The sequence below is a fragment of the Streptomyces sp. NPDC058295 genome, from assembly GCF_042880655.1.
Taxonomy (GTDB): domain Bacteria; phylum Actinomycetota; class Actinomycetes; order Streptomycetales; family Streptomycetaceae; genus Streptomyces; species Streptomyces coriariae.
The window spans coordinates 120,734-140,301 of record NZ_JBHVYO010000014.1 but is presented as its reverse complement, the minus strand read 5'-3'; the positions used below and the strand labels follow the sequence as shown (position 1 = coordinate 140,301).

The window sequence follows — 19,568 nt, the reverse complement described above, 5'->3', positions numbered from 1 at the left end:
ACCCGTTGGAGTGAACCGGACCACACCTCCCCGACATCGGCCGGTTGTCGGCCGTCGGCGGCCGGCCGTCAGCTGTCGAAGCCCAGCCCCAGCCGGTCCATCGTCTTCAGCCACAGGTTGCGCCGCCCGCCGTGCGCGTCGGCGCGGGCCAGCGACCACTTCGTGAGGGCGATGCCGGTCCAGGCGAAGGGCTCGGGAGGGAAGGGCAGCGGCTTCTTGCGGACCATCTCGAGCGACGTCCGCTCCGTGCTCTCCCCGGCCAGCAGGTCCAGCATCACCTCGGCCCCGAAGCGGGTGGCCCCGACCCCCAGGCCGGTGTATCCGGCGGCGTAGGCCACCTTCCCCTGGTGCGCCGTGCCGAAGAACGCCGAGAAGCGCGAGCACGTGTCGATCGCCCCGCCCCAGGCGTGGGTGAAGCGCACCCCCTCCAACTGCGGGAAACAGCCGAAGAAGTGCCCGGCGAGCTTGGCGTACGTCTCCGGCCGGTCGTCGTACTCGGCGCGCACCCGGCCCCCGTAGGGGTAGACCGCGTCGTATCCGCCCCACAGGATCCGGTTGTCGGCCGACAGCCGGAAGTAGTGGAACTGGTTGGCCGAGTCCCCGAGGCCCTGCCGGTTCTTCCACCCGATCGAATCGAGCTGCTCGGCGCTCAGCGGTTCCGTCATCAGCGCGTAGTCGTAGACCGGGACGGTGTACGCCCGCACCCGGCGGACCAGGTTGGGGAAGATGTTGGTGCCGAGCGCGACCTGCCGGGCCCGCACCTGCCCGTACGGGGTGCCCACGGCCATTCCGGCGCCGTAGGGCTTCAGCGTCAGGGCGGGGGTGTGCTCGTAGACGCGGACGCCGAGCCGCATGCACGCCTGCTTCAGACCCCAGACGAGCTTGGCGGGATGGAGCATGGCGACGCCCCGGCGGTCGTGCAGACCCGCCTGGAAGGTGGGCGAGGCGACCTGCTCGCGCACCGCGTCCGCGTCGAGGAACTCCAGCCCGTCGGCGAGACCCTTGCCTTGGAGTTCCTCGTACCAGTCGCGCAGTTCCGACGCCTGGTACGTCTCGGTGGCGACGTCTATCTCGCCGGTGCGCTCGAAGTCGCAGTCGATGCCGTGCCGGGCGATCGCCGCCTCGATCTCGTCGAGGTTGCGCATCCCCAGCTCCTCGAGCCGGTGGATCTCGTCCGGCCAGCGGGCGAGCCCGTTGGGCAGCCCGTGGGTGAGGGAGGCCGCGCAGAAGCCCCCGTTGCGGCCCGAGGCGGCCCAGCCCACCTCACGGCCCTCCAGCAGCACCACGTCCCGCTGCGGCTCGCGCTCCTTGGCGACCAGCGCGGTCCACAGTCCGCTGTAGCCGCCGCCGACGACCAGCAGGTCGCAGGTCTCGGGGCCGGTGAGCGCGGGTTCGGGGTGCGGCTTGCCGGGATCTTCCAGCCAGTACGGCACCGGCTGTGCGTCGGAAAGAGAAGTGATCCACCGGTTCATGGCGCTTGGGGCCATGATTTCAACTCCCTACAGGGCTTTTCCGATTACGCCTTTTGCTTGTTGCGGCGATTTCCGATGACCATCGAGGTCAGTACGAACAGTACGGCGATGAGGAACATGGCCGTACCGATGACATTGATCTGAACGGGCGTTCCGCGCTGTGCCGAACCCCAGACGAACATGGGGAAGGTGACGGTGGAGCCCGCGTTGAAATTGGTGATGATGAAATCGTCGAAGGAGAGCGCGAAGGCGAGCAGCGCGCCCGCGGCGATTCCGGGGGCGGCGATGGGCAGGGTGACGCGCAGGAACGTCTGCGCCGGGCCGGCGTAGAGGTCCTGGGCGGCCTGCTCCAGGCGCGGGTCCATCGACATGACGCGTGCCTTGACCGCCGTCACGACGAAGCTGAGGCAGAACATGATGTGCGCGATGAGGATGGTCCAGAAACCCAGCTGAGCACCCAGGTTGAGGAACAGGGTGAGCAGCGAGGCGGCCATCACGACCTCGGGCATCGCCATGGGCAGGAAGATCAGCGAGTTGACGGCGCCCCGCGCGCGGAAGCGGTAGCGGACGAGCGCGAAGGCGATCATCGTGCCCAGCGCGGTCGCGCCGATGGTCGCCCAGACCGCGATCTGGAGGCTGAGCGACAGCGACCCGCAGAGCCCGGCGACCCCGCACGGGTCCTTCCAGGCATCGGTGGAGAACTGCTGCCATTGGTAGTTGAAGCGCCCCTTCGGTTTATTGAAGGAGAACACCGTGACGACGATGTTCGGCAGCAGGAGATAGGCGAGCGTGAGAAGTCCCGCGATGACCACGAATTGGCGCTTGAGCCAGTTGACGAAGGGCATTTAGACCAGATCCTCCGTCCCGGACCTGCGGATGTAGAGAGTGACCATGAGCAAGATCGCGGCCATCAGGATGAACGAGAGAGCCGCCGCCGTCGGATAGTCCAGGACCCGCAGGAACTGCGTCTGGATCACGTTTCCGATCATGCGGGTGTCCGTCGAGCCGAGGAGTTCCGCGTTGACGTAGTCACCGGCCGCCGGGATGAAGGTCAGCAGCGTCCCGGAGACCACGCCCGGCATGGAGAGCGGGAAGGTGACCTTGCGGAAGGTGGTGACCGGCCTGGCGTACAGGTCCCCGGCCGCCTCGTGCAGCCGCCCGTCGATGCGCTCGAGCGAGGTGTAGAGCGGCAGGACCATGAAGGGCAGGAAGTTGTACGTCAGACCGCAGACCACCGCGAGCGGGGTGGCCAGCACCCGGTCGCCCGCGGTCCAGCCGAGCCAGCTGGTGACGTCGAGGACGTGCAGGGTGTTGAGGGCGCCGACCACCGGGCCGCCGTCCGCGAGGATCGTCTTCCAGGCGAGGGTGCGGATCAGGAAACTGGTGAAGAAGGGCGCGATCACCAGGATCATGATCAGGTTCCGCCAGCGGCCGGCCCGGAAGGCGATCAGATAGGCCAGCGGGTAGCCGAGCACCAGGCACAGGACCGTCGCGGCGGCCGCGTAGAGGACCGAGCGCAGGAACTGCGGCCAGTACTCGCTCAGCGCGTCCCAGTAGGTCGCGAGGTGCCAGGTGACCTTGTAGCCCTCCTCCAGGGAGCCCGTCTGCACGGACGTGGAGGCCTGGTAGATCATCGGCAGCGCGAAGAACACGAACAGCCAGAGCAGACCGGGCAGCAGCAGCCAGTACGGCGTCCAGCGCCCGCGCTTGCGGGGCGGCTTCGCCGTCGGCGCCGTCGGGGAGAGAGGCGGGGGCGCCTCGGTGAGCGTCGCCATCAGACCGCCGCCTCTTCCTGGATGCCGGCGTCGATGTCCTGGGCGGCGTCGAGGCCGAACGTGTGGGCGGGGCTCCAGTGCAGGACGACCTCGGCGCCGGGGGCGAGCCGGGCGTCCCGGTCGATGTTCTGGGCGTAGACCTCGAACTCGGGGCAGACCGGGGTGTCGATGACGTACTGGGTGGAGACACCGATGAACGACGAGTTGGCGATGCGCCCGGTGATGCGGTTGCGGCCCTCGGGAATCTCACCGGCGTCGTCGGCGTGGGTGAGGGATATCTTCTCCGGGCGGACGCCGACCAGCACCTTGCCGCCGGTCGCCGTGGGCGCGGAGCAGCGCGACCCGGGCAGGACGAGTTTGCCGCCGCCCGCCTTCAGCACGATGTCGTCGCCGCTCTTGGTGTCGACCTCGGCCTCGATGAGGTTCGACGTGCCGAGGAAGTTGGCGACGAAGGTGGTGTTCGGGTTCTCGTAGAGGTCGGTCGGCGAGCCGAGCTGCTCGACCCGGCCCGCGTTCATCACGGCGACCGTGTCGGCCATGGTCATGGCCTCCTCCTGGTCGTGCGTGACGTGCACGAAGGTGATGCCGACCTCGGTCTGGATGCGCTTCAGCTCCAGCTGCATCTGACGGCGCAGCTTGAGGTCGAGGGCGCCGAGGGGCTCGTCGAGCAGCAGCACCTTGGGGGTGTTGATCAGGGCGCGGGCCACCGCGACCCGCTGCTGCTGGCCACCGGAGAGCTGGTGCGGCTTCTTACGGGCCTGATCGCCGAGCTGTACGAGCTCCAGCATGTCCTCGACCTGCTTCTTCACGCTCTTGATGCCGCGCCGACGCAGACCGAAGGCGACGTTCTCGAAGATGTCGAGGTGCGGGAAGAGGGCGTAGGACTGGAAGACGGTGTTCACCGGGCGCTTGTACGGCGGGAGTGCCGTCACGTCCTGGTCTCCGAGGTGGACGGTGCCGGAGGAAGGTTCCTCCAGACCGGCGATCATGCGCAGGGTGGTGGTCTTGCCGCAGCCGGAGGCGCCGAGCAGGGCGAAGAAGGAGCCCTGCGGGACGGTCAGGTCGAGCGGGTGAACGGCGGCGAAGGAGCCGTAGGTCTTGCTGATGCCGGTCAGTCGGACGTCGCCGCTGCCGCTGTTGGTCGTCTTCATCGTCGTCACGCCCCGGTGAGCTTCGCGAACTTCGCCTCGTAGGCGGTCTCTTCCTTCGAGCTCAGCGAGCGGAAGGAGTGCGACTTCGCCTGCATGGCCTTGTCTGGGATGATCAGCGGGTTGTTCGCCGCATCCTCGTCGATCTTCGCCAGCGCGTCCTTCACGCCGTCCACCGGACAGACGTAGTTGATGTACGCGGCGAGTTCGGCGGCCGGCTCCGGCTCGTAGTAGTAGTCCATGAGCCGTTCGGCGTTCGTCTTGTGACGTGCCTTGTTGGGGATCAGCATGTTGTCGCTGGACGTCAGATAGCCGCTGTCCGGGATGACGAAATCGACGTCGGGACTGTCCGCCTTCAGCTGCACGACGTCACCGGCCCAGGCGATACATGCCGCGAAGTCGCCGCTGGTGATGTCGGAGGTGTAGTCGTTGCCGGTGAAGCGGCGGATCTGGCCGCTGTCGACGCCCTTCTGGAGACGGGCGACGGCGGCGTCGTAGTCGTCGTCGGTGAACTTCTCCGGGTCCTTGCCCATGTCCAGCAGCGTCATGCCCATGCTGTCGCGCATCTCGGTGAGGAAGCCGACGCGGCCCTTGAGCTTGGGGTTGTCGAGCAGGTCGGAGACCGACTTCACCTCGACGCCGTCGAGCGCCTTCTTGTTGTAGGCGATCACCGTGGAGATGCCCTGCCAGGGATACGAGTACGCCCGGCCCGGGTCCCAGTCGGGGCTGCGGAACTGGGCCGACAGGTTGGCGTAGGCGTGCGGCAGGTTGGACGGGTCCAGCTTCTGGACCCACCCGAGGCGGATGAGGCGGGCGGCCAGCCAGTCCGTGAGGACGATGATGTCGCGGCCGGTGTCCTGGCCCGCGGCGAGCTGCGGCTTGATCTTGCCGAAGAACTCGTTGTTGTCGTTGATGTCCTCGGTGTACTTGACCTTGATGCCGGTCCGCTTGGTGAAGGCGTCGAGCGTCGGGTGGTGCTTGCCGCTCTCGTCGACGTCCATGTACTCGGTCCAGTTGGAGAAGCTGACGGTCTTCTCCTTCGCCGAGTGGTCGTCGGCGGCCGTGCCGCCCTCGGTCTTGCCGGCCGCGGGGATCCCGCAGGCGCTGAGCGCGCCGAGGCCGCCCAGCGCGAGGGCGCCTCCGGTGGAGGCGCGCAGCAGCGACCGGCGGGTCATGGCCGCCCTGCCGTTGCGGAGGCTGCGCCGCATGGCGGCCACTTGGGCCGGGCTGAGGCGGTCGGGCTCGTACTGCTCCATGCGCGTGGTGCCCTTTCGGGAGGGTCGGCCGTGGTCGGCGGCCGGTCGTAGTCGCTCTAACAGTCCCCGAAGATGGTGCGGTGCCAGGACTTGCGGGCCACCGCCGTGTTATCGAACATAACGTGCTTTACCTGCGTGTACTCCTCGAACGAGTACACAGACATGTCCTTGCCGAAGCCGGAGGACTTGTAGCCGCCGTGGGGCATCTCGCTGATGATCGGGATGTGGTCGTTTACCCACACACACCCGGCCTTGATCTCGCGCGTCGCCCGGTTCGCCCGGAAGACGTCCCGGGTCCACGCGGAGGCGGCCAGCCCGTACGGGGTGTCGTTGGCGAGCGCGATGCCCTCGTCGTCGCCGTCGAAGGGCAGCACCACCAGGACCGGACCGAAGATCTCGGACTGGACGACCTCGCTGTCCTGCGCCGCGTCCGCGATCAGGGTGGGGCGATAGTACGCGCCGCTCTTGAGATCCCCCTGGGGAACCTCGCCGCCGGTCACCACGCGCGCGTAGTCACGCGCCCGGTCGACGAAGGCGGCGACCCGGTCGCGCTGGACGTGCGAGACCAGCGGGCCCAGGTCGGTGCCGGGGGCGAAGGGATCACCGAGCCGGACGGTCTCCATCAGGGCGGCCGTCCGCTCGACGAACGCCTCGTAGAGGGGCCGCTGCACGTACGCGCGCGTGGCGGCCGTGCAGTCCTGCCCGGTGTTGATGAGCGCCCCGGCGACCGCGCCGTTGGCCGCGGCCTCCAGGTCGGCGTCGTCGAAGACGACGAAGGGTGCCTTGCCGCCCAGCTCCAGGTGGAGCCGCTTGACGGTCGCGGTCGCGACCTCGGCGACGCGCTTGCCGACGGCGGTGGAGCCGGTGAAGGAGGTCATGGCGACGTCGGGATGCCCGACGAGACGCTCACCCGCCTCCTGTCCGGTCCCGTTGACGATGTTGATCACACCGTCGGGGATGCCGGCCTCCGTCGCCGCCTCGGCGAAGAGGAGCGAGGTGAGCGGGGTGAGCTCGGCGGGCTTGAGCACGATGGTGTTGCCCGCCGCGATCGCCGGGAGGATCTTCCAGGCAGCCATCTGGAGGGGGTAGTTCCAGGGCGCGATGGAGCCCACGACGCCGATGGGTTCACGGCGGACGTAGGAGGTGTGGTCGCCGGAGTACTCACCGGCGGACTGGCCCGCGAGGTGGCGGGCCGCACCGGCGAAGAACGCGGTGTTGTCGATGGTGCCCGGCACGTCGAACTCGCGGGTCAGCTTCAGCGGCTTGCCGCACTGGAGGGATTCGGCGCGGGCGAACTCCTCGGCGCGGTCGGCGAGGACGGCGGCGAACCGGTGCAGCGCGTCGGAGCGCTCGCCCGGCGTGGTGCCGGCCCAGCCCGGGAAGGCGGCGAGGGCGGCGGCGACCGCCGCGTCGACGTCGTCGGCGCCGGCCAGCTCGTAGGTGAAGACCTCCTCGCCGGTGGCGGGGTCGATCACGGCGTGGGTCCGGCCGGATGTGCCGGGCCTGAGACGGCCCCCGATGTACTGAGCGCCGCCCGCGAATCGTTCCTGTGCGGGGAACCGGTCCTGCATGTCGCTCTCCTCCGCCTTCGCCCCGCTGTGCGCGGCGGCGGCTGGCGTAGCTCCAGCTTGATTTGATTGCCGATCCTGACAGAGCAAGGGCACTCCAACAAGTGATTCCGTTGTTGCCTTTTGGTTACGCGACGGAATCTGTCGACGGAGGGTCGACCAGGTGTCGAGTCGGAGCGGAAAAGGCGGGACGCACTGTCAGTGGCGCGTGCCAGACTCGCGTGCATGGAGAAGATCGATTGCCAGGAGGCCCTGGTCAGGCAGGTCCGGGCCGGGGCGAGGATCAAGTATCTGCATTTCTGGGGGCACCGGCCGCGGCCCGACGGCCGGCTGGGGTCGAGCTGCCTGAGCCAGTGGTGGCCGTCACCCTTCGTGGTGGACGGGGTCACCTACGCGACGGCCGAGCACTGGATGATGGCAGGCAAGGCCCGCCTCTTCGAGGACGCGGAAGCGGAGCGGCGGGCGCTGGCCGCGGCCTCCCCCGCCCAGGCGAAGAAGGAGGGGCGGCTGGTGCGCGGCTTCGACGAGACGACCTGGCAGCGGGAGCGGTTCCGGATCGTGGTCGAGGGCAGCGTCCACAAGTTCGCCTCGGACCCCGGGCTGCGGGCGTTCCTGCTGAGCACGGGCGAGCGGGTGCTGGTGGAGGCGAGCCCCATGGACCGCGTATGGGGCATCGGCCTGACGGCGGACGACGAGGCGGCGATGGATCCACAGCGCTGGCGCGGGCCGAACCTGCTGGGCTTCGCACTGATGGAGGCCCGGGAGAGAGTGCGAGCGGCAGCCCGAGGCGCGGGCGCTGCCTGAAGCGCGGGCGCCGCCCGAGTCGCGGCCGCCCTGGGCGTCGCTGCTCGGCGTGAGGTGCGGCTGCGGCCTGAGGCTCGGGCGCCTTGGGCGTCGCTGCTCGGCCTGCCGCGCGGCTGCGGCCTGAAACGGGCGCTGCCCGCGACGCGGCTGCCTTGAGCGTCGCTGCTCAGCCTGCGGTGCCGCTGCTGCCCGAGTCGCGGCTGCGTTGGCTTTCCTGCTCGGCCTGAGTCGCTGCTGCTTTGAGCGTCACTGCTCGTCTGAGGCGCGGCTGCGGCCTGAAGCCGGGCGCCGCCCGAGTCGCGGCCGCCTTGAGCGTCGCTGCTCAGCGTGAGGTGCGGCTGCGTTGAGCGTCGCTGCTCGGCCTGCGGTGCCGGCGCTGCCTGAAGTGCGGCCGGCGGCGCCGCGTCCGCGCCCGCCGGGGCCTCAGGGTTGCACGATCAGCAGCGCACCCAGGCCGATCGCGAGCAGGATGCCCACGCTTCCGCAGATGATCCCGGCCAGCGCCTGACCGGGGTTGGAGGCCTCGCCCCGCCTGGCCTTCCCGCGCCCGACCGCGCCGAAGGTGATCCCGAGGATGCCGAGCACGATGGACAGCGGCCACATACAGAAGCCGACGGCGGCGACGATCCCGAGGACCATCCCCGCGATGCCCATGCCGTTGCGGTCCACCGCCCCGCCGGGCCAGCCGTACGGGCCCGGAACGCCACCCCCGTAGTGGGGTTGGCCCGGGTAGCCGTAGCCGCCCGGATATCCGTACGGGACCTGTCCGGGCCCGTAGGGCGCGAGGGGCGGCGGCGGCACCGCCCCGCCCGCACCGGGGGGAGCGAAGGGGTTGATGGGGTCGATGGGGTTGAAAGGCGGGCCGCCTGCCGCCGCCGTGCCGGGGTGGGGCGGCGGGAAGGCACCGAACGGGCCGTTCACGGGCGGGTTCCCGAACGGGGTGGCCCAGGGCTGCGGGGTGACGTCCGCGGGCGGCGGGGGCACGCCGGGCAGCGCGGTGACCGTCCGCTGGTCGTGAACGGCCGGCGGCACCTGGTCCGAGGGGACGGAGGGAGCGCCGGGGGCGTGGGTCAGCGGTTCGTTCGCGGCGACGGTGTAACCCGCCCCGCTCCGCGCGCTGTCACCCGGGGCGGCCCAGGGGTTCGACGCGGCCGGGGACCCGACGGAGCCGGAACCGTTCTCCGTCGTGCCTGTCGCGTCTGTCGCGCCCGTCGTGCCTATCGCGTCTGTCGCGCCCGTGATGCCTGTCGTGCCCGTGGTGTCCGTCGGGCCCGTGTCCGTCCTGCCCTTGTCCAACGGCACCTTGGGAGCCGCGTCCCGCGGACCGTCCGCCGCGTCGGAAGCGGGCGCGGGCCACGGGTCATGGGCGGCGTCACCGGCCGGAGTCGGCGCGTCGTCGGACATGCGTGGATCCCCTCTGTCGCCTCTGCCCCGCGTTCCGCCAGGCGTTCGGTCCCGCGCGTACCGTCCCGCGCGTTCCCGCTTGCGTTTCCGCTTGCGTTCCGTTGTCCGTACACCGTTCCGCCCTGCGTACGTTCCGTCATGCTACGGCCCGCGGCCGCTGCGGTGGGCGGCGGCCGGTGCGCTGGGCGGCGGCTGGGCGGCGGCCGGCGCTGTGGGCGGTGGGCGGGGGTTCATGCCGTGAGCGAGGCCGGCGGTCGTCTCCCGCCCACTCCGCCTACGATGATCCCGACTCATCGATCAGCCGATCACCCGCGTCCCGTCCGGCCCGCTCGGCCCGGGGCGCCGTCCCGGGGAGGACCCCATGACCGACCGCTTCGACGCATCCGCCGCCGCTCCCGGCTCCCCCGGCCCAGGCTCCCCCGTCTCCGGCGCACCCGCCGGTCCCACCGCTGCGGCCGCGGCCGGAGCCCGTGACGTGCACGCCTTCATCGCCGGGCTGCCCAAGGCCGAACTGCACGTCCACCACGTCGGCTCCGCCTCCCCCCGCATCGTCGCCGAGCTGGCCGCCCGGCACCCCGACTCCAAGGTGCCGACCGACCCCGAGGCCCTGGTCGACTACTTCACGTTCACCGACTTCGCCCACTTCATCGACGTGTACCTGTCCGTCGTGGACCTCATCCGCACCCCCGAGGACGTCCGGCTGCTGACGTACGAGGTCGCCCGGGATCTGGCCCGCCAGCAGGTGCGGTACGCCGAGCTGACCATCACCCCGTTCTCGTCGACCAGGCGCGGCATCGACGAACTCGCCTTCATGGACGCCATCGAGGACGCCCGCAAGGCGGCGGAGGCGGAGTTCGGGACCGTGCTGCGCTGGTGCTTCGACATCCCCGGTGAGGCCGGTCTCGAGGCCGCCGAGGAGACGGCGCGGCTCGCCACCGACGACCGGATCCGTCCCGAGGGGCTGGTCTCCTTCGGGCTGGGCGGGCCCGAGATCGGCGTACCGCGCCCGCAGTTCAAGCCCTACTTCGACCGGGCGATCGCCGCCGGGCTGCGGTCGGTGCCGCACGCCGGCGAGACCACGGGACCGCAGACGGTGTGGGACGCGCTGACGCACCTGCGCGCCGAGCGCATCGGTCACGGCACCAGCTCCGCGCAGGACGAGAAGCTGCTCGCGCACCTCGCCGAGCACCGCATCGCCCTGGAGGTGTGCCCGACCTCGAACATCGCCACGCGCGCGGTCCGCACCCTCGACGAGCACCCGATCAAGGAGTTCGTGCGGGCCGGCGTCCTGGTCACGATCAACTCCGACGACCCGCCCATGTTCGGCACCGACCTCGACAACGAGTACGCGGTCGCCGCCCGCCTCCTCGACCTCGACGAGCGGGGCCTCGCCGCCCTCGCCGGCAACGCGGTCGACGCGTCCTTCCTGGACGAGGCCGGCAAGGCACGCATCCGGGCCGAGATCGAGGCCTACACGAGGGGCTGGCTCGCTCCCTGAGGACCGGCGGCCGCCACAATGGGCCCATGCACAACGTGACTGCCGTGGCCCATCGTGGCGACCCCTATCGCTTCCGTGAGAACACCGTCGACTCGCTGCGTTCCGCGCTCGACCGGGGCGCGGACGCCGTCGAGTGCGACGTACGGCTCACCCGGGACGGCGTACCCGTCCTGCTGCACGACGCGACGTTGAAGCGGCTGTGGGAGCAGGACCGGCCGCTGCTGTCGCTGTCCGCCGCCGAGGTGCGCGGGCTGACGGCCGGCGCGGTGCCGACCCTCGCGGAGGCGCTCGCGGCGACCGAAGGCAGCCGGCTGATGCTCGATCTGCCGGGGACCCGGGACGTGCGCACGGCACGGCGGATCGTGGACGCCGTCCGCGAGGCCGGGGCGGCGGACCGGGTCTACTACTGCGCCGACGCCGGCGCGATGCTCGCCGTACGCGCCGCCGATCCGTCCGCCGAGATCGCCCTGACCTGCACCAGCCTGGCGCCTCCGCGGCCCGCGCTGCTCGACGCGGTGAAGCCGCGCTGGCTCAACTACCGCTTCTCCCTGGTGGACCGGGATCTGGCCGCCCGCGTGCACCACGACGGCTACCTGCTCTCCGTCTGGACCCCCGACACCCGCCGTTCCATGCGCCGGCTCATCGACCTGGGCGTCGACTCCATCACCACCAACCGGATCGAGGTGCTGACGGCTCTGCGCAAGCAGGGCTGACCGCGCGTCGTCGGCATCCTGTGGCTGATCCGCACGACACGACAGGGCCTAACCCGCCGCGTACGCCAGCGGCGGTGAGATCGCCTGGGCGTCCGCGCCCTCCCCCAGCCACAGCCGGATCAGCAGCGCCGCCGTCGCCTCCAGCAGACCGGCCCTGTCGAGTCCTCCCGCGTTCAGCGGCTCGCAGCCCAGGTCGCGGACGAGCCGGCGTACGACGGACAGGGCCGCTTCGTCGTCCCCGCACAGCGGGACCGCCAGGGGGCGGCCGTCGAAGACGGGCGGGTCGAGTCGCCAGACGTCGACGTGGCACAGGTTGAAGGCCTTCACCACGTGCGCGGTGGGCGCGGCGGCGGCGATGCGTTCGGCCGCCGCCGGGCCGTCCGCCGTGAGCAGTCCGAAATCCGGGCCCACCGGATTGGTGCAGTCGATCAGCACCCGTCCGCGCAGGGCTTCCTCCAGCCCGCCGACCACCTCGACGACGGCCTGGTACGGCACCGCGAGCAGCACCGCGTCCGTCCCCGCCTCCGCCGCCGCCCGCAGCCCTCCCGAGCGGCCGCCGGCGACCACCTCGTGTCCGGCCCGCCGCCACCGGGTGCCCAGCGCATCCGCCATTCCGCCCGTACCGAGAATTCCCACGCGCATGGTTCCTCCTCCTGTTCCACGGATCGCCGTGCCATGGATCGGCGTTCCGCGGATCGCCCGTTCCCTGGATCTCCCACGACAGTAGGAAGCCGTTCAGGCACCATTCGGTACGTGAACCCCGACCTCGCGTTCCTGGCCGACTGCCGGACCCGGCTCGCCTTCGACCTCGTCTCCCACACCTGGAACCCGGTGGTGATCTGGGCCCTCAAGGACGGCCCCGGACGCCCCGGCGAGCTGCGGACACGCATCGGCGGAATCAGCCAGAAGGTGCTGACGGAGACGCTGCGCAGACTGGAGTCCAACGGGCTCGTCACGCGGCAGGCGTACGGCGGGTCGCCGCCGCGGGTGGAGTACGGACTCACCGACCTGGGACGGACGTTGCTCCCGCCGATCCAGGCCTTCGGCATCTGGGCCCATGACCACGGGGACGAGGTGACCCGGGCCCAGGACCGCTACAGGCGCGAGGCCTGAGGGACCGTCGCCGGGTCGGCCGGCGTCTCACGGGTGACGTACTGCGGGACCGGTGTGTCGTCCTCGCCGGTGTCACGGACCAGGCCGTAGCGCCCGGAGCCCTGGCCGGGACCGCTCGTGACGTCCTTCTCCACGGCGTCCCAGGTGGTCGGGAAGACGTTGAGGCCGTAGTCGGCACCCCGCTCGTTCACGGTGAGGGTGACGCTGCCGACGAGGTAGAAGTACTCGTTCTGCCACATCTGCTGGGTGCCGGACGGCAGGACGATGTAGCCGGTGGCCTTGCTGCCCATCCCGGTGGCGGTGGTGTCCGTGGCGCTGACGGGGTCGTCCATGCGACGGCCGCCGCCGGAGGCCACGTGGAAGAGCTTGCCCTTCAGCCCCGTCCAGCTCGGCATGACCAGGGCGCCGGACCGGTACTGCGGCGATATCTGCCAGCGCACGAGGACATAGCCCTGTCCGCTGAGCGTCACGCCGTCCCCGCGGTGGTTCATGGTGGCGTGCGCGCCGCCGCTGCTGGTGACGCCGGACGCGGGCCGCTCCGGCAGGGCGGCGGGCGGGGTGTCCGGATCGGGCGCGCTGTCGACGGCGTCGACGACACTCCCGTACCGGGCCGTCCTGCGCTCGCTCGCCGACGCCGAGGGGGATGCCGACGGCGCGGCCGAGGCGGAGGGGCCGGGGGCGGAGGACGGCCCGGTGGCGGGCGCGCTCGCCGCCGTGGGGACCACGGCCGCCCGTGCGGGCGGATCGTCGGGGGTCTGTACGACGACGTAGGCGCCGCCCGCGGCGAGTGTCGCGCCGGCCGTGACCGCGACGGCCGGCTTGGTGAGGGCGGTCAGCACCTTCGCGGACCAGCCGACGGAGGCCGTGCCGGTGGCCGCGGCGGCCGTCTTGCCGCCGAGCGCGAGGGAGATCGTGAAGCCGGCCGGCAACGGGACCAGCGCGATCCCGACGAGCAGCCGTTCCGCCGGTACGACGGACTCACGGCTGTCGCCGCAGTAGCCGCAGCCGCGGATGTGCCGGGCCAGCCGCTTGCGCCACACGGAGTCCGGCCGGCCGTTCCAGCGGGCGGTCAGGTCGCGCAGGTCGGGGCAGGCCCCGTCGAGGGCGCGGACGATGCCCCGGGAGATCTCCAGGCGTTCCTTCACCCGCTGGACGCGCACGGCGGCGTGCTGCCGGCTGATACCGACGGCCGCGGCCAGCTCGCGGCGGGTGAGCTCGCCCGCGACCTCCAGCCACCACAGGGACAGCAACTGCCGGTCCTCGTCGTCGAGCCAGCGCGCCGCCTCCGCGACCTCGCGCCGCTGCCCCGCCAACTGGAGCCGCAGCACGGTGAGTTCGGCGAAGTCGGCGGCTTCGGCGGGCGGCAGGCTCTCGTCGAGGCGCTGTGGTGTCCTGCGGCGGGCCCGGTCCCGGATCTGCCGCATGGCGATCGCGACCAACCAGGAGCGGAAGCTGTCGGGGTCGCGCAGCGAGCCGATGTTGTCGACGGCGCGCAGCATGGTCTCCTGCACGACGTCGTCGACGTCGGCGTGGCCGTTCAGGGCGCGGCCGACGATGTTGTAGACCAGCGGCAGCCAGCCCGCCACCAACTCGTCCAGCGCCCGCCGGTCGCCGGCCTGCGCGTCGGCGATGGTGGCACGCCAGTGCCGGCCGGCCTCGGCGTACGTCCTCATGCCCGCACCCTCTCAGCCGGGACCCCGCTGTTGGCAAGGTCGCAGATCACATCCAGGGAGACGGCCGTAACGGGCCGCGGATAACACTTTTCACCACCCGGACCGGCGCGGAATCCGGCACAGACACCGGCGCCCACGTCGGCCCCCCGCCCACACCCGTCCGGCACCCCTAGGGGACACCCCGAGCAACTTCCTCAAGCAGCAAGCCAGTTGCTCAGGGTTTCCCCAGGGTCGGGCACCCTCCTCGGCGACGATCCGCGGCGGTCGCATCCCGGCGGAAGATCCTCTCGAACCCTCCGCCCCCCTTCCTCTGGAGCCCCTGTGCACGCTCGCCGTCGCACCACGGTCCTCGCCGCCTCCCTGGTGGCCGTCCTCGCCGCGGGCCCGCTGGCCGCGCCCGCCTTCGCGACGCCCGCGCCGGCCTCGGCCCACCATGCGAACACCCTCGACGTCAAAGCGCTGACCGCCGCGCTCACCGGGCTCCCGGACCAGGACGCGACCGCCGCGCTCGTCCGGGTCGGCGGCGCCGACGGCACCTGGCGCGGCAGCGCGGGCGTGCACGACCTGCCGAGCGCCGCACCGGCCGACCCGGACGCCCGGTTCCGGGCAGGTTCGACGACCAAGGTGGTGACGGCGGCGGCCGTCCTGCGCCTGGCGGCCGAGCGGCGCATCGACCTGAACACGCCGGTCCAGCACTATCTGCCCGGCCTGCTCGGCGGGAAGTTCCGGCCGATCACCGTACGGCAACTGCTCAACCACACCAGCGGCATCCCGGCGGGCGACGGCCTCGGCACCACCTTCGAGGAGGTGTACGCGCACCGCTTCGACACGCTGCCCCCACAGCAGGTCGTGGTCTCCGCGGCGGCGAAGGGGCCGGAGTTCCGTCCGGGCACGCAACAGCACTACCTGAACATCAACTACACGGTCCTGGGCCTGCTGATCGAGAAGGTGACCGGCCGGTCGTACGCGTCCGAGGCCACCCGCCTGGTCCTGGCGCCCGCGGGCATGAAAAACACGTACTTTCCCGGCACCGACCCGCGCATCGCCGGCCCGCACAACCGCGGCTACCAGGCGGTGAAGAAGACGGACGGGACGACGGAGCTGGTGGACGTCACCGAGTGGAACCAGGCGGACCGGTTCGCGGCCGGCGACATGATCTCCACGACCGCGGACCTGGAACGCCTCCTCACCTCGCTCTTCCGGGGCCGCATCGTCCCCCGGCCCCAACTGCGCGAGATGTTCACGGTCCCCGCGCACATCGACGGCGCCACCTACAGCGCGGGCCTCCAGCGCTTCGCGTACGAGGGGAAGGTCTACTGGCTCAAGTCGGGCGGCCGCTACGGCTACAACGCGCTGATCGCCGGCACCCGGAACCTCGACCGCACCCTCGTCTACTCGGTCAACTCCACCGACGCCAAGGGCGAGGGCATGAACCCGGTGGCCCAGCGCATCGCCATGGCCGCACTCAAGTGACGGCGCGGCAGCCTCACTCCGGCGAGCCCTCCGACGGCTCGACGGACGGGGTGGGCCGCGCCGCGGAGGAGGTGCCCGGTTCGCTCGCCGTGGTCGGTTCCGGCGAGGCGCTACGACCGTCGCTGCCGATGGTCGGGGCAGCGGTGCCGACGGGCGCAGTCGACGTCCGCGGATCCGGGGCCGGGGTCGAAGCCCCCTCGGTAGGGCGCTCGGTACCCGGTACGGGCGAGGGCGAGGCCGAGGGCGGGGGCACGGTGGACGGACCGCTCACCGACGGCGGTGCGAGCGGCACCACCGGGCGCGTGGGCGCGTCGGACGCCACCAGGCGCAACGGCAGCAGCACGGCGAGCGCGGCGATCGCGCAGGTCGCGCCGACCCCGGCCGCGGTACGCAGCAGCCGGCGGCGGACCGCGCCGCGGCGGATCTCCTCGTAACGGCCGGGCGGCGGGCCGAGGTGGCCGGGGACGGGCCCCAGGATGACGGTGAGGGGGTCGTCGGGGTCGAGGTCCGGTCCGTCGTCGAAGTCGTCAGTGGGTGTGATCAAGGCTTCTCCTCAGGTGGGCGCGGAGCAGTTCGCGGGCCGCGTGCAGGTCGGCCTTGACGGTTCCTTCCTTGCGCCCGGTCAGCACGGCCACCTCCCGGATCGGCATGTCAGCGTAGTAGTGCAGCAGGATCGGGACGCGCAGCCGGTCGGGCAGGGACTGCACGAGCAGCCGCACCGAGGGGTCGGCCGGCTCGGCGGGCGCGGCGACGGCGGCCTCGACGGTGGCCCGGCGCAGGGCCCGGCGCTCGCGTTCCAGCTTGCGCCAGTGGTCGCGGACCAGGTTGGCGGCGGTGACGAAGAGAAACCCCTGGGGCTCCGCGACGGCCGTCCAGCGGGCCCAGAGCCGGGTGAACGCCTCCGAGGCGATCTCGTGCGCCGTCTCGTCGTCGTCGACGAGACGGCGGCACCAGCCGGCGAGGCGCGGGTAGAGGGCGGCGAACAACTCGGACGCCGCCCTCTCACGGGACCGAGCAGGCCGTTTCAACGTTCTCCCGCGGGAGTCAGGGCGGCGAAGACGATCACGTTGTCGCGGTATCCGTCGCCGGAGCGCGGGCCGCCGCACGTGATGAGACGCAGTTCGGGGCGGTCCACGTTCCCGTAGACCTTTTCGGTCGGGAACTCCGCCTTGTCGACGGTCGTCACCTCGGTGACGGCGAACTCGGCCGTCGTGCCGTTCTCCAGACGCGCCCCGATCCGGTCGCCCCGGCGCAGCCGGTCGAGGTGCCGGAAGACACCGTCCCCGTAGCTGCCGACCGTGACATGGGCGAGGATCACCGACGGGCCGGTCTGTCCGGGCGTCGGTGAGTTCTCGTACCATCCCGCCCGGTCGTGCTCCTCGACCGGAGGCACGCCCACGGTGCCGTCGGCGGCCAGCCCCAGCCGCATGACCGGGGTGTCGACCTCGATCGCCGGAATCCGCAGCCCGACCGGCACCGAGCGCGCGAGGGGACGCGCCGCCCGGACGGAGGGAGCCGCGGAGGTGCCCGGCGTACGTGCGGCGCCGCCCGGGGCAGCCGGCTCGGCCGGATCGCCGGCACAGCCCGCGACCAGCGGCGCCGCCAGGGCCGAGAGGATCAGGGCGCGCCTGGAGAGCGGGCTCATGCGCCGGTCGCCCTCCGGCGCCGTACGACGTAGAAGCCGGTGCCGGCCGCCGCGGCCACCGCTGCCGCGCTGCCGCCGATCAGCCCGCCGCGGCTCTCGGACGGCTCCTCGACCCCGGTGTCGGCACCGCCCCGCGGCACCACACCGACCTGACTCGGAACGGCGGACGGAGCCGTGGTGGCATCGGCCGGGGCGGGGACCGTGCTCGCGTCGCCGCCCGCCTCGGTGGGGGCCGGTGTGGCGCTGCGGTCCGCGGTGGTGGCGCCGGGTGTCGGCGTCCCGCCGTCGGCCAGCGCGGGCGCCGCGCCCATCCACAGGGCGGTGCCCACAACTACCAGGGCGGCAAGGCCCGTTCGCGGCATGAGTCGCATGAATCGCTCTCTTTCCTCGGTCCGTTGACGGATCGAGCGAAGAGACGAGACAGCCGGGCAGTGGGTTGTAAAGAACTGGCAAAGTCCCGATCGGCAGCCCACGACCCCGGAAAGCCGCCGTCAGAGCCCCGCGATCGCGTTCCATCGCTTGGCGAACTCCAGGCGCTCCGTGGAGGTGATGTCACGTGCGATCGCGAGGTGTTTCCGCATCTCGGCGTCCGGGAAGATCAGCGGGTTCTCCGCGAGGGCGGCCGTCTCCTCGTCGTCGGAGTCGGCGAGGACCGCCTGTGCGGCGGGGACCGGGCAGACGTAGTTCACCCAGGCCGCGAGCTCGGCGGCGACCTCGGGCCGGTAGTAGTGGTCGATCAGCTTCTCGGCGTTCGCCTTGTGCCGGGCGAGGTTGGGAATCATCAGGGACTCCGCCCACAGCTCGGCGCCCTCCTCGGGCACGACGAAGCGGATGTCGGGGTTGTCGGCCTGGAGCTGGATGACGTCGCCCGAGTACGCCTGACAGGCCAGGACATCGCCGCTGACCAGGTCCTTGGTGTAGTCGTTGCCGGTGAAACGGCGTATCTGGCCGCGGCCGACCTGCTGCTCCACCTCGTCGCAGACCTGGTGGAAGTCGTCGGCCGTCCACTTCGTGACGTCCACGCCGTTGCCCTGCATCAGCAGCGCGAACGCCTCGTCCAGGCCGGACAGAAGCGTCACCCGCCCCTTGAGGTCGTCGGCCCACAGCTCCGAGACGCTGCGTATCTCCCGGCCCAGTTTCCGCCGGTTGTAGGCGATGCCCGTGATGCCGGACTGCCACGGCACGGTGCACGCGCGTCCGGGGTCGAAGGCGGGCGAACGCAGCAGCGGGTCGAGGTACTCGGTGACGTGGGGCTGCGCGGCCCGGTCCATCTCCTGCACCCAGCCGAGCCGGACGAAGCGGGCGCACATCCAGTCGCTGATGACGATCAGGTCGCGGCCGGTCTGCTGATGGTTCATCAGCGCGGGGCTGATCTTGCCGAAGAACTCGTCGTTGTCGTTGATCTCCTCGACGTAGTCGACGGCGATGCCCGTGCTCTCGCGGAAGGCGTCGAGCGTGGGCCGCCGGTCGGGGTCCTCGTCGTCGGTGTCGATGTAGAGCGGCCAGTTCGCCCAGGTCAGCCGCTTGTCGTCGGCGGAGAGGTCGGCCCCGGCGCGATCGCCCGGCCGTACGTACGCGGCGGGCACCCCGCAGCCGGCGAGCCCGCCGAGGGCGACGGTCCCCCCGAGCGCGCGCAGCAGGGAACGGCGGGACACGGCACGGGAGAGCGAGGGAGTCTGGGGCACGCCGTCAGCATGCCGTGGGGCCCCGCACGGAACAATCGACGCTGCGTCAACCACATCGCACCCGACCCGACACCCTGTCGATCACCGGTCCGGCAAACGGCGAACGGAACGGCCCCCGGTCCAAGAACCGAGGGCCGAACTCCCCAAGGGGCACGCAAAACCACACGCCCACCCGAACCCCCTAGGGGCGCGGGGAACTGCGCGACCAGCCACAGCGCACCCGCACCCGCACCCACACCCGTACCGCACAGCACAGCACAGCACAGCACAGCACAGCACAGCACCGCACCTACAGAGCGGACCCCGCAGACTGAACCCGCCCCACCCAGCGGAGCGTCACG

At 71.5% G+C, this 19,568-nt stretch carries 19 protein-coding genes; 5 read left to right on the top strand and 14 right to left on the bottom strand.

The annotated features are described in order from the left end of the window. Window positions 1–68: 68 nt before the first annotated feature. Genes ACFVYS_RS17550 through ACFVYS_RS17525 form a run of 6 tightly spaced genes read right to left on the bottom strand, consistent with a single transcriptional unit; the run spans window position 69 to window position 7,222 of the window. The gene (locus tag ACFVYS_RS17550; protein ID WP_389502910.1) at window positions 69–1,487 is read right to left on the bottom strand and encodes an NAD(P)/FAD-dependent oxidoreductase; all 1,419 of its coding nucleotides are present in this window, start codon (window positions 1,485–1,487) and stop codon (window positions 69–71) included. Window positions 1,488–1,516: 29 nt separating this feature from the next. Next, entirely contained in the window at window positions 1,517–2,317 is an 801-nt protein-coding gene (locus ACFVYS_RS17545) for an ABC transporter permease (RefSeq protein WP_389502908.1), read from the bottom strand. Beyond that, window positions 2,318–3,247 carry an ABC transporter permease gene (locus ACFVYS_RS17540; RefSeq protein ID WP_389502906.1) on the bottom strand — a complete coding sequence of 310 codons (930 nt, stop codon included), beginning with the start codon at window positions 3,245–3,247 and terminating at the stop codon, window positions 2,318–2,320. Further along, complete coding sequence (locus tag ACFVYS_RS17535; protein WP_389502988.1) at window positions 3,247–4,398, bottom strand: ABC transporter ATP-binding protein; 1,152 nt, start codon at window positions 4,396–4,398, stop codon at window positions 3,247–3,249. The genes ACFVYS_RS17540 and ACFVYS_RS17535 overlap by 1 nt, the downstream gene beginning before the upstream one ends. A gap of 5 nt (window positions 4,399–4,403) precedes the next feature. Then, window positions 4,404–5,651, bottom strand: a complete 1,248-nt coding sequence (locus ACFVYS_RS17530; protein WP_389502904.1) for a spermidine/putrescine ABC transporter substrate-binding protein — start codon at window positions 5,649–5,651, stop codon at window positions 4,404–4,406. Between the two features lie 56 nt (window positions 5,652–5,707). Then, entirely contained in the window at window positions 5,708–7,222 is a 1,515-nt protein-coding gene (locus ACFVYS_RS17525) for a gamma-aminobutyraldehyde dehydrogenase (RefSeq protein WP_389502902.1), read from the bottom strand. A gap of 222 nt (window positions 7,223–7,444) precedes the next feature. On the opposite strand from ACFVYS_RS17525, the gene ACFVYS_RS17520 reads away from it, so the two are divergent. Then, window positions 7,445–8,023: an NADAR family protein gene (locus tag ACFVYS_RS17520; RefSeq protein ID WP_389502900.1), complete on the top strand. Its 579-nt coding sequence runs from the start codon at window positions 7,445–7,447 to the stop codon at window positions 8,021–8,023. 423 nt (window positions 8,024–8,446) lie between these two features. On the opposite strand, the gene ACFVYS_RS17515 is transcribed toward ACFVYS_RS17520, so the two are convergent. Beyond that, entirely contained in the window at window positions 8,447–9,427 is a 981-nt protein-coding gene (locus tag ACFVYS_RS17515) for a DUF4190 domain-containing protein (RefSeq protein ID WP_389502898.1), read from the bottom strand. 361 nt (window positions 9,428–9,788) lie between these two features. Here ACFVYS_RS17515 and ACFVYS_RS17510 point away from each other — a divergent pair, with 361 nt between their 5' ends. Together ACFVYS_RS17510 and ACFVYS_RS17505 are read left to right on the top strand one after the other, a co-directional pair. Continuing rightward, a complete protein-coding gene (locus ACFVYS_RS17510) occupies window positions 9,789–10,925 on the top strand; it encodes an adenosine deaminase (protein WP_389502896.1) in 1,137 nt (378 codons plus the stop codon). 26 nt (window positions 10,926–10,951) lie between these two features. Beyond that, the gene (locus ACFVYS_RS17505) at window positions 10,952–11,638 is read left to right on the top strand and encodes a glycerophosphodiester phosphodiesterase (RefSeq protein ID WP_389502894.1); all 687 of its coding nucleotides are present in this window, start codon (window positions 10,952–10,954) and stop codon (window positions 11,636–11,638) included. Between the two features lie 48 nt (window positions 11,639–11,686). Here ACFVYS_RS17505 and ACFVYS_RS17500 read toward each other — a convergent pair whose 3' ends face one another. Then, window positions 11,687–12,280 carry an NADPH-dependent F420 reductase gene (locus tag ACFVYS_RS17500; protein WP_389502893.1) on the bottom strand — a complete coding sequence of 198 codons (594 nt, stop codon included), beginning with the start codon at window positions 12,278–12,280 and terminating at the stop codon, window positions 11,687–11,689. A 111-nt stretch (window positions 12,281–12,391) separates the two neighbouring features. On the opposite strand from ACFVYS_RS17500, the gene ACFVYS_RS17495 reads away from it, so the two are divergent. Continuing rightward, window positions 12,392–12,751, top strand: a complete 360-nt coding sequence (locus tag ACFVYS_RS17495; protein ID WP_389502891.1) for a winged helix-turn-helix transcriptional regulator — start codon at window positions 12,392–12,394, stop codon at window positions 12,749–12,751. Here ACFVYS_RS17495 and ACFVYS_RS17490 read toward each other — a convergent pair. Then, window positions 12,733–14,424, bottom strand: a complete 1,692-nt coding sequence (locus ACFVYS_RS17490) for a sigma-70 family RNA polymerase sigma factor (RefSeq protein ID WP_389502889.1) — start codon at window positions 14,422–14,424, stop codon at window positions 12,733–12,735. The two genes, ACFVYS_RS17495 and ACFVYS_RS17490, sit on opposite strands and share 19 nt — an antisense overlap. A 321-nt stretch (window positions 14,425–14,745) precedes the next feature. Between ACFVYS_RS17490 and ACFVYS_RS17485 the strand changes: the two genes are divergently transcribed. Continuing rightward, window positions 14,746–15,897: a serine hydrolase domain-containing protein gene (locus ACFVYS_RS17485; RefSeq protein WP_389502887.1), complete on the top strand. Its 1,152-nt coding sequence runs from the start codon at window positions 14,746–14,748 to the stop codon at window positions 15,895–15,897. A gap of 13 nt (window positions 15,898–15,910) precedes the next feature. Here the strand turns inward: ACFVYS_RS17485 and ACFVYS_RS17480 are convergent, their stop codons facing one another. From ACFVYS_RS17480 to ACFVYS_RS17460, 5 genes are all read right to left on the bottom strand, one after another. Continuing rightward, entirely contained in the window at window positions 15,911–16,441 is a 531-nt protein-coding gene (locus ACFVYS_RS17480; RefSeq protein ID WP_389502885.1) for a hypothetical protein, read from the bottom strand. Beyond that, window positions 16,425–16,925: an RNA polymerase sigma factor gene (locus ACFVYS_RS17475; protein ID WP_389502883.1), complete on the bottom strand. Its 501-nt coding sequence runs from the start codon at window positions 16,923–16,925 to the stop codon at window positions 16,425–16,427. The genes ACFVYS_RS17480 and ACFVYS_RS17475 overlap by 17 nt, the downstream gene beginning before the upstream one ends. After that, window positions 16,922–17,542 carry a class F sortase gene (locus ACFVYS_RS17470; RefSeq protein ID WP_389502881.1) on the bottom strand — a complete coding sequence of 207 codons (621 nt, stop codon included), beginning with the start codon at window positions 17,540–17,542 and terminating at the stop codon, window positions 16,922–16,924. Before ACFVYS_RS17470 ends, ACFVYS_RS17475 begins: the two co-directional genes overlap by 4 nt. Continuing rightward, window positions 17,539–17,913 (bottom strand): sortase-dependent protein, encoded by a 375-nt coding sequence (locus ACFVYS_RS17465; protein WP_389502879.1) that lies wholly within the window; start codon window positions 17,911–17,913, stop codon window positions 17,539–17,541. The genes ACFVYS_RS17470 and ACFVYS_RS17465 overlap by 4 nt, the downstream gene beginning before the upstream one ends. 120 nt (window positions 17,914–18,033) lie before the next feature. After that, entirely contained in the window at window positions 18,034–19,227 is a 1,194-nt protein-coding gene (locus ACFVYS_RS17460) for a PotD/PotF family extracellular solute-binding protein (protein WP_389502877.1), read from the bottom strand. Window positions 19,228–19,568 lie beyond the last annotated feature (341 nt).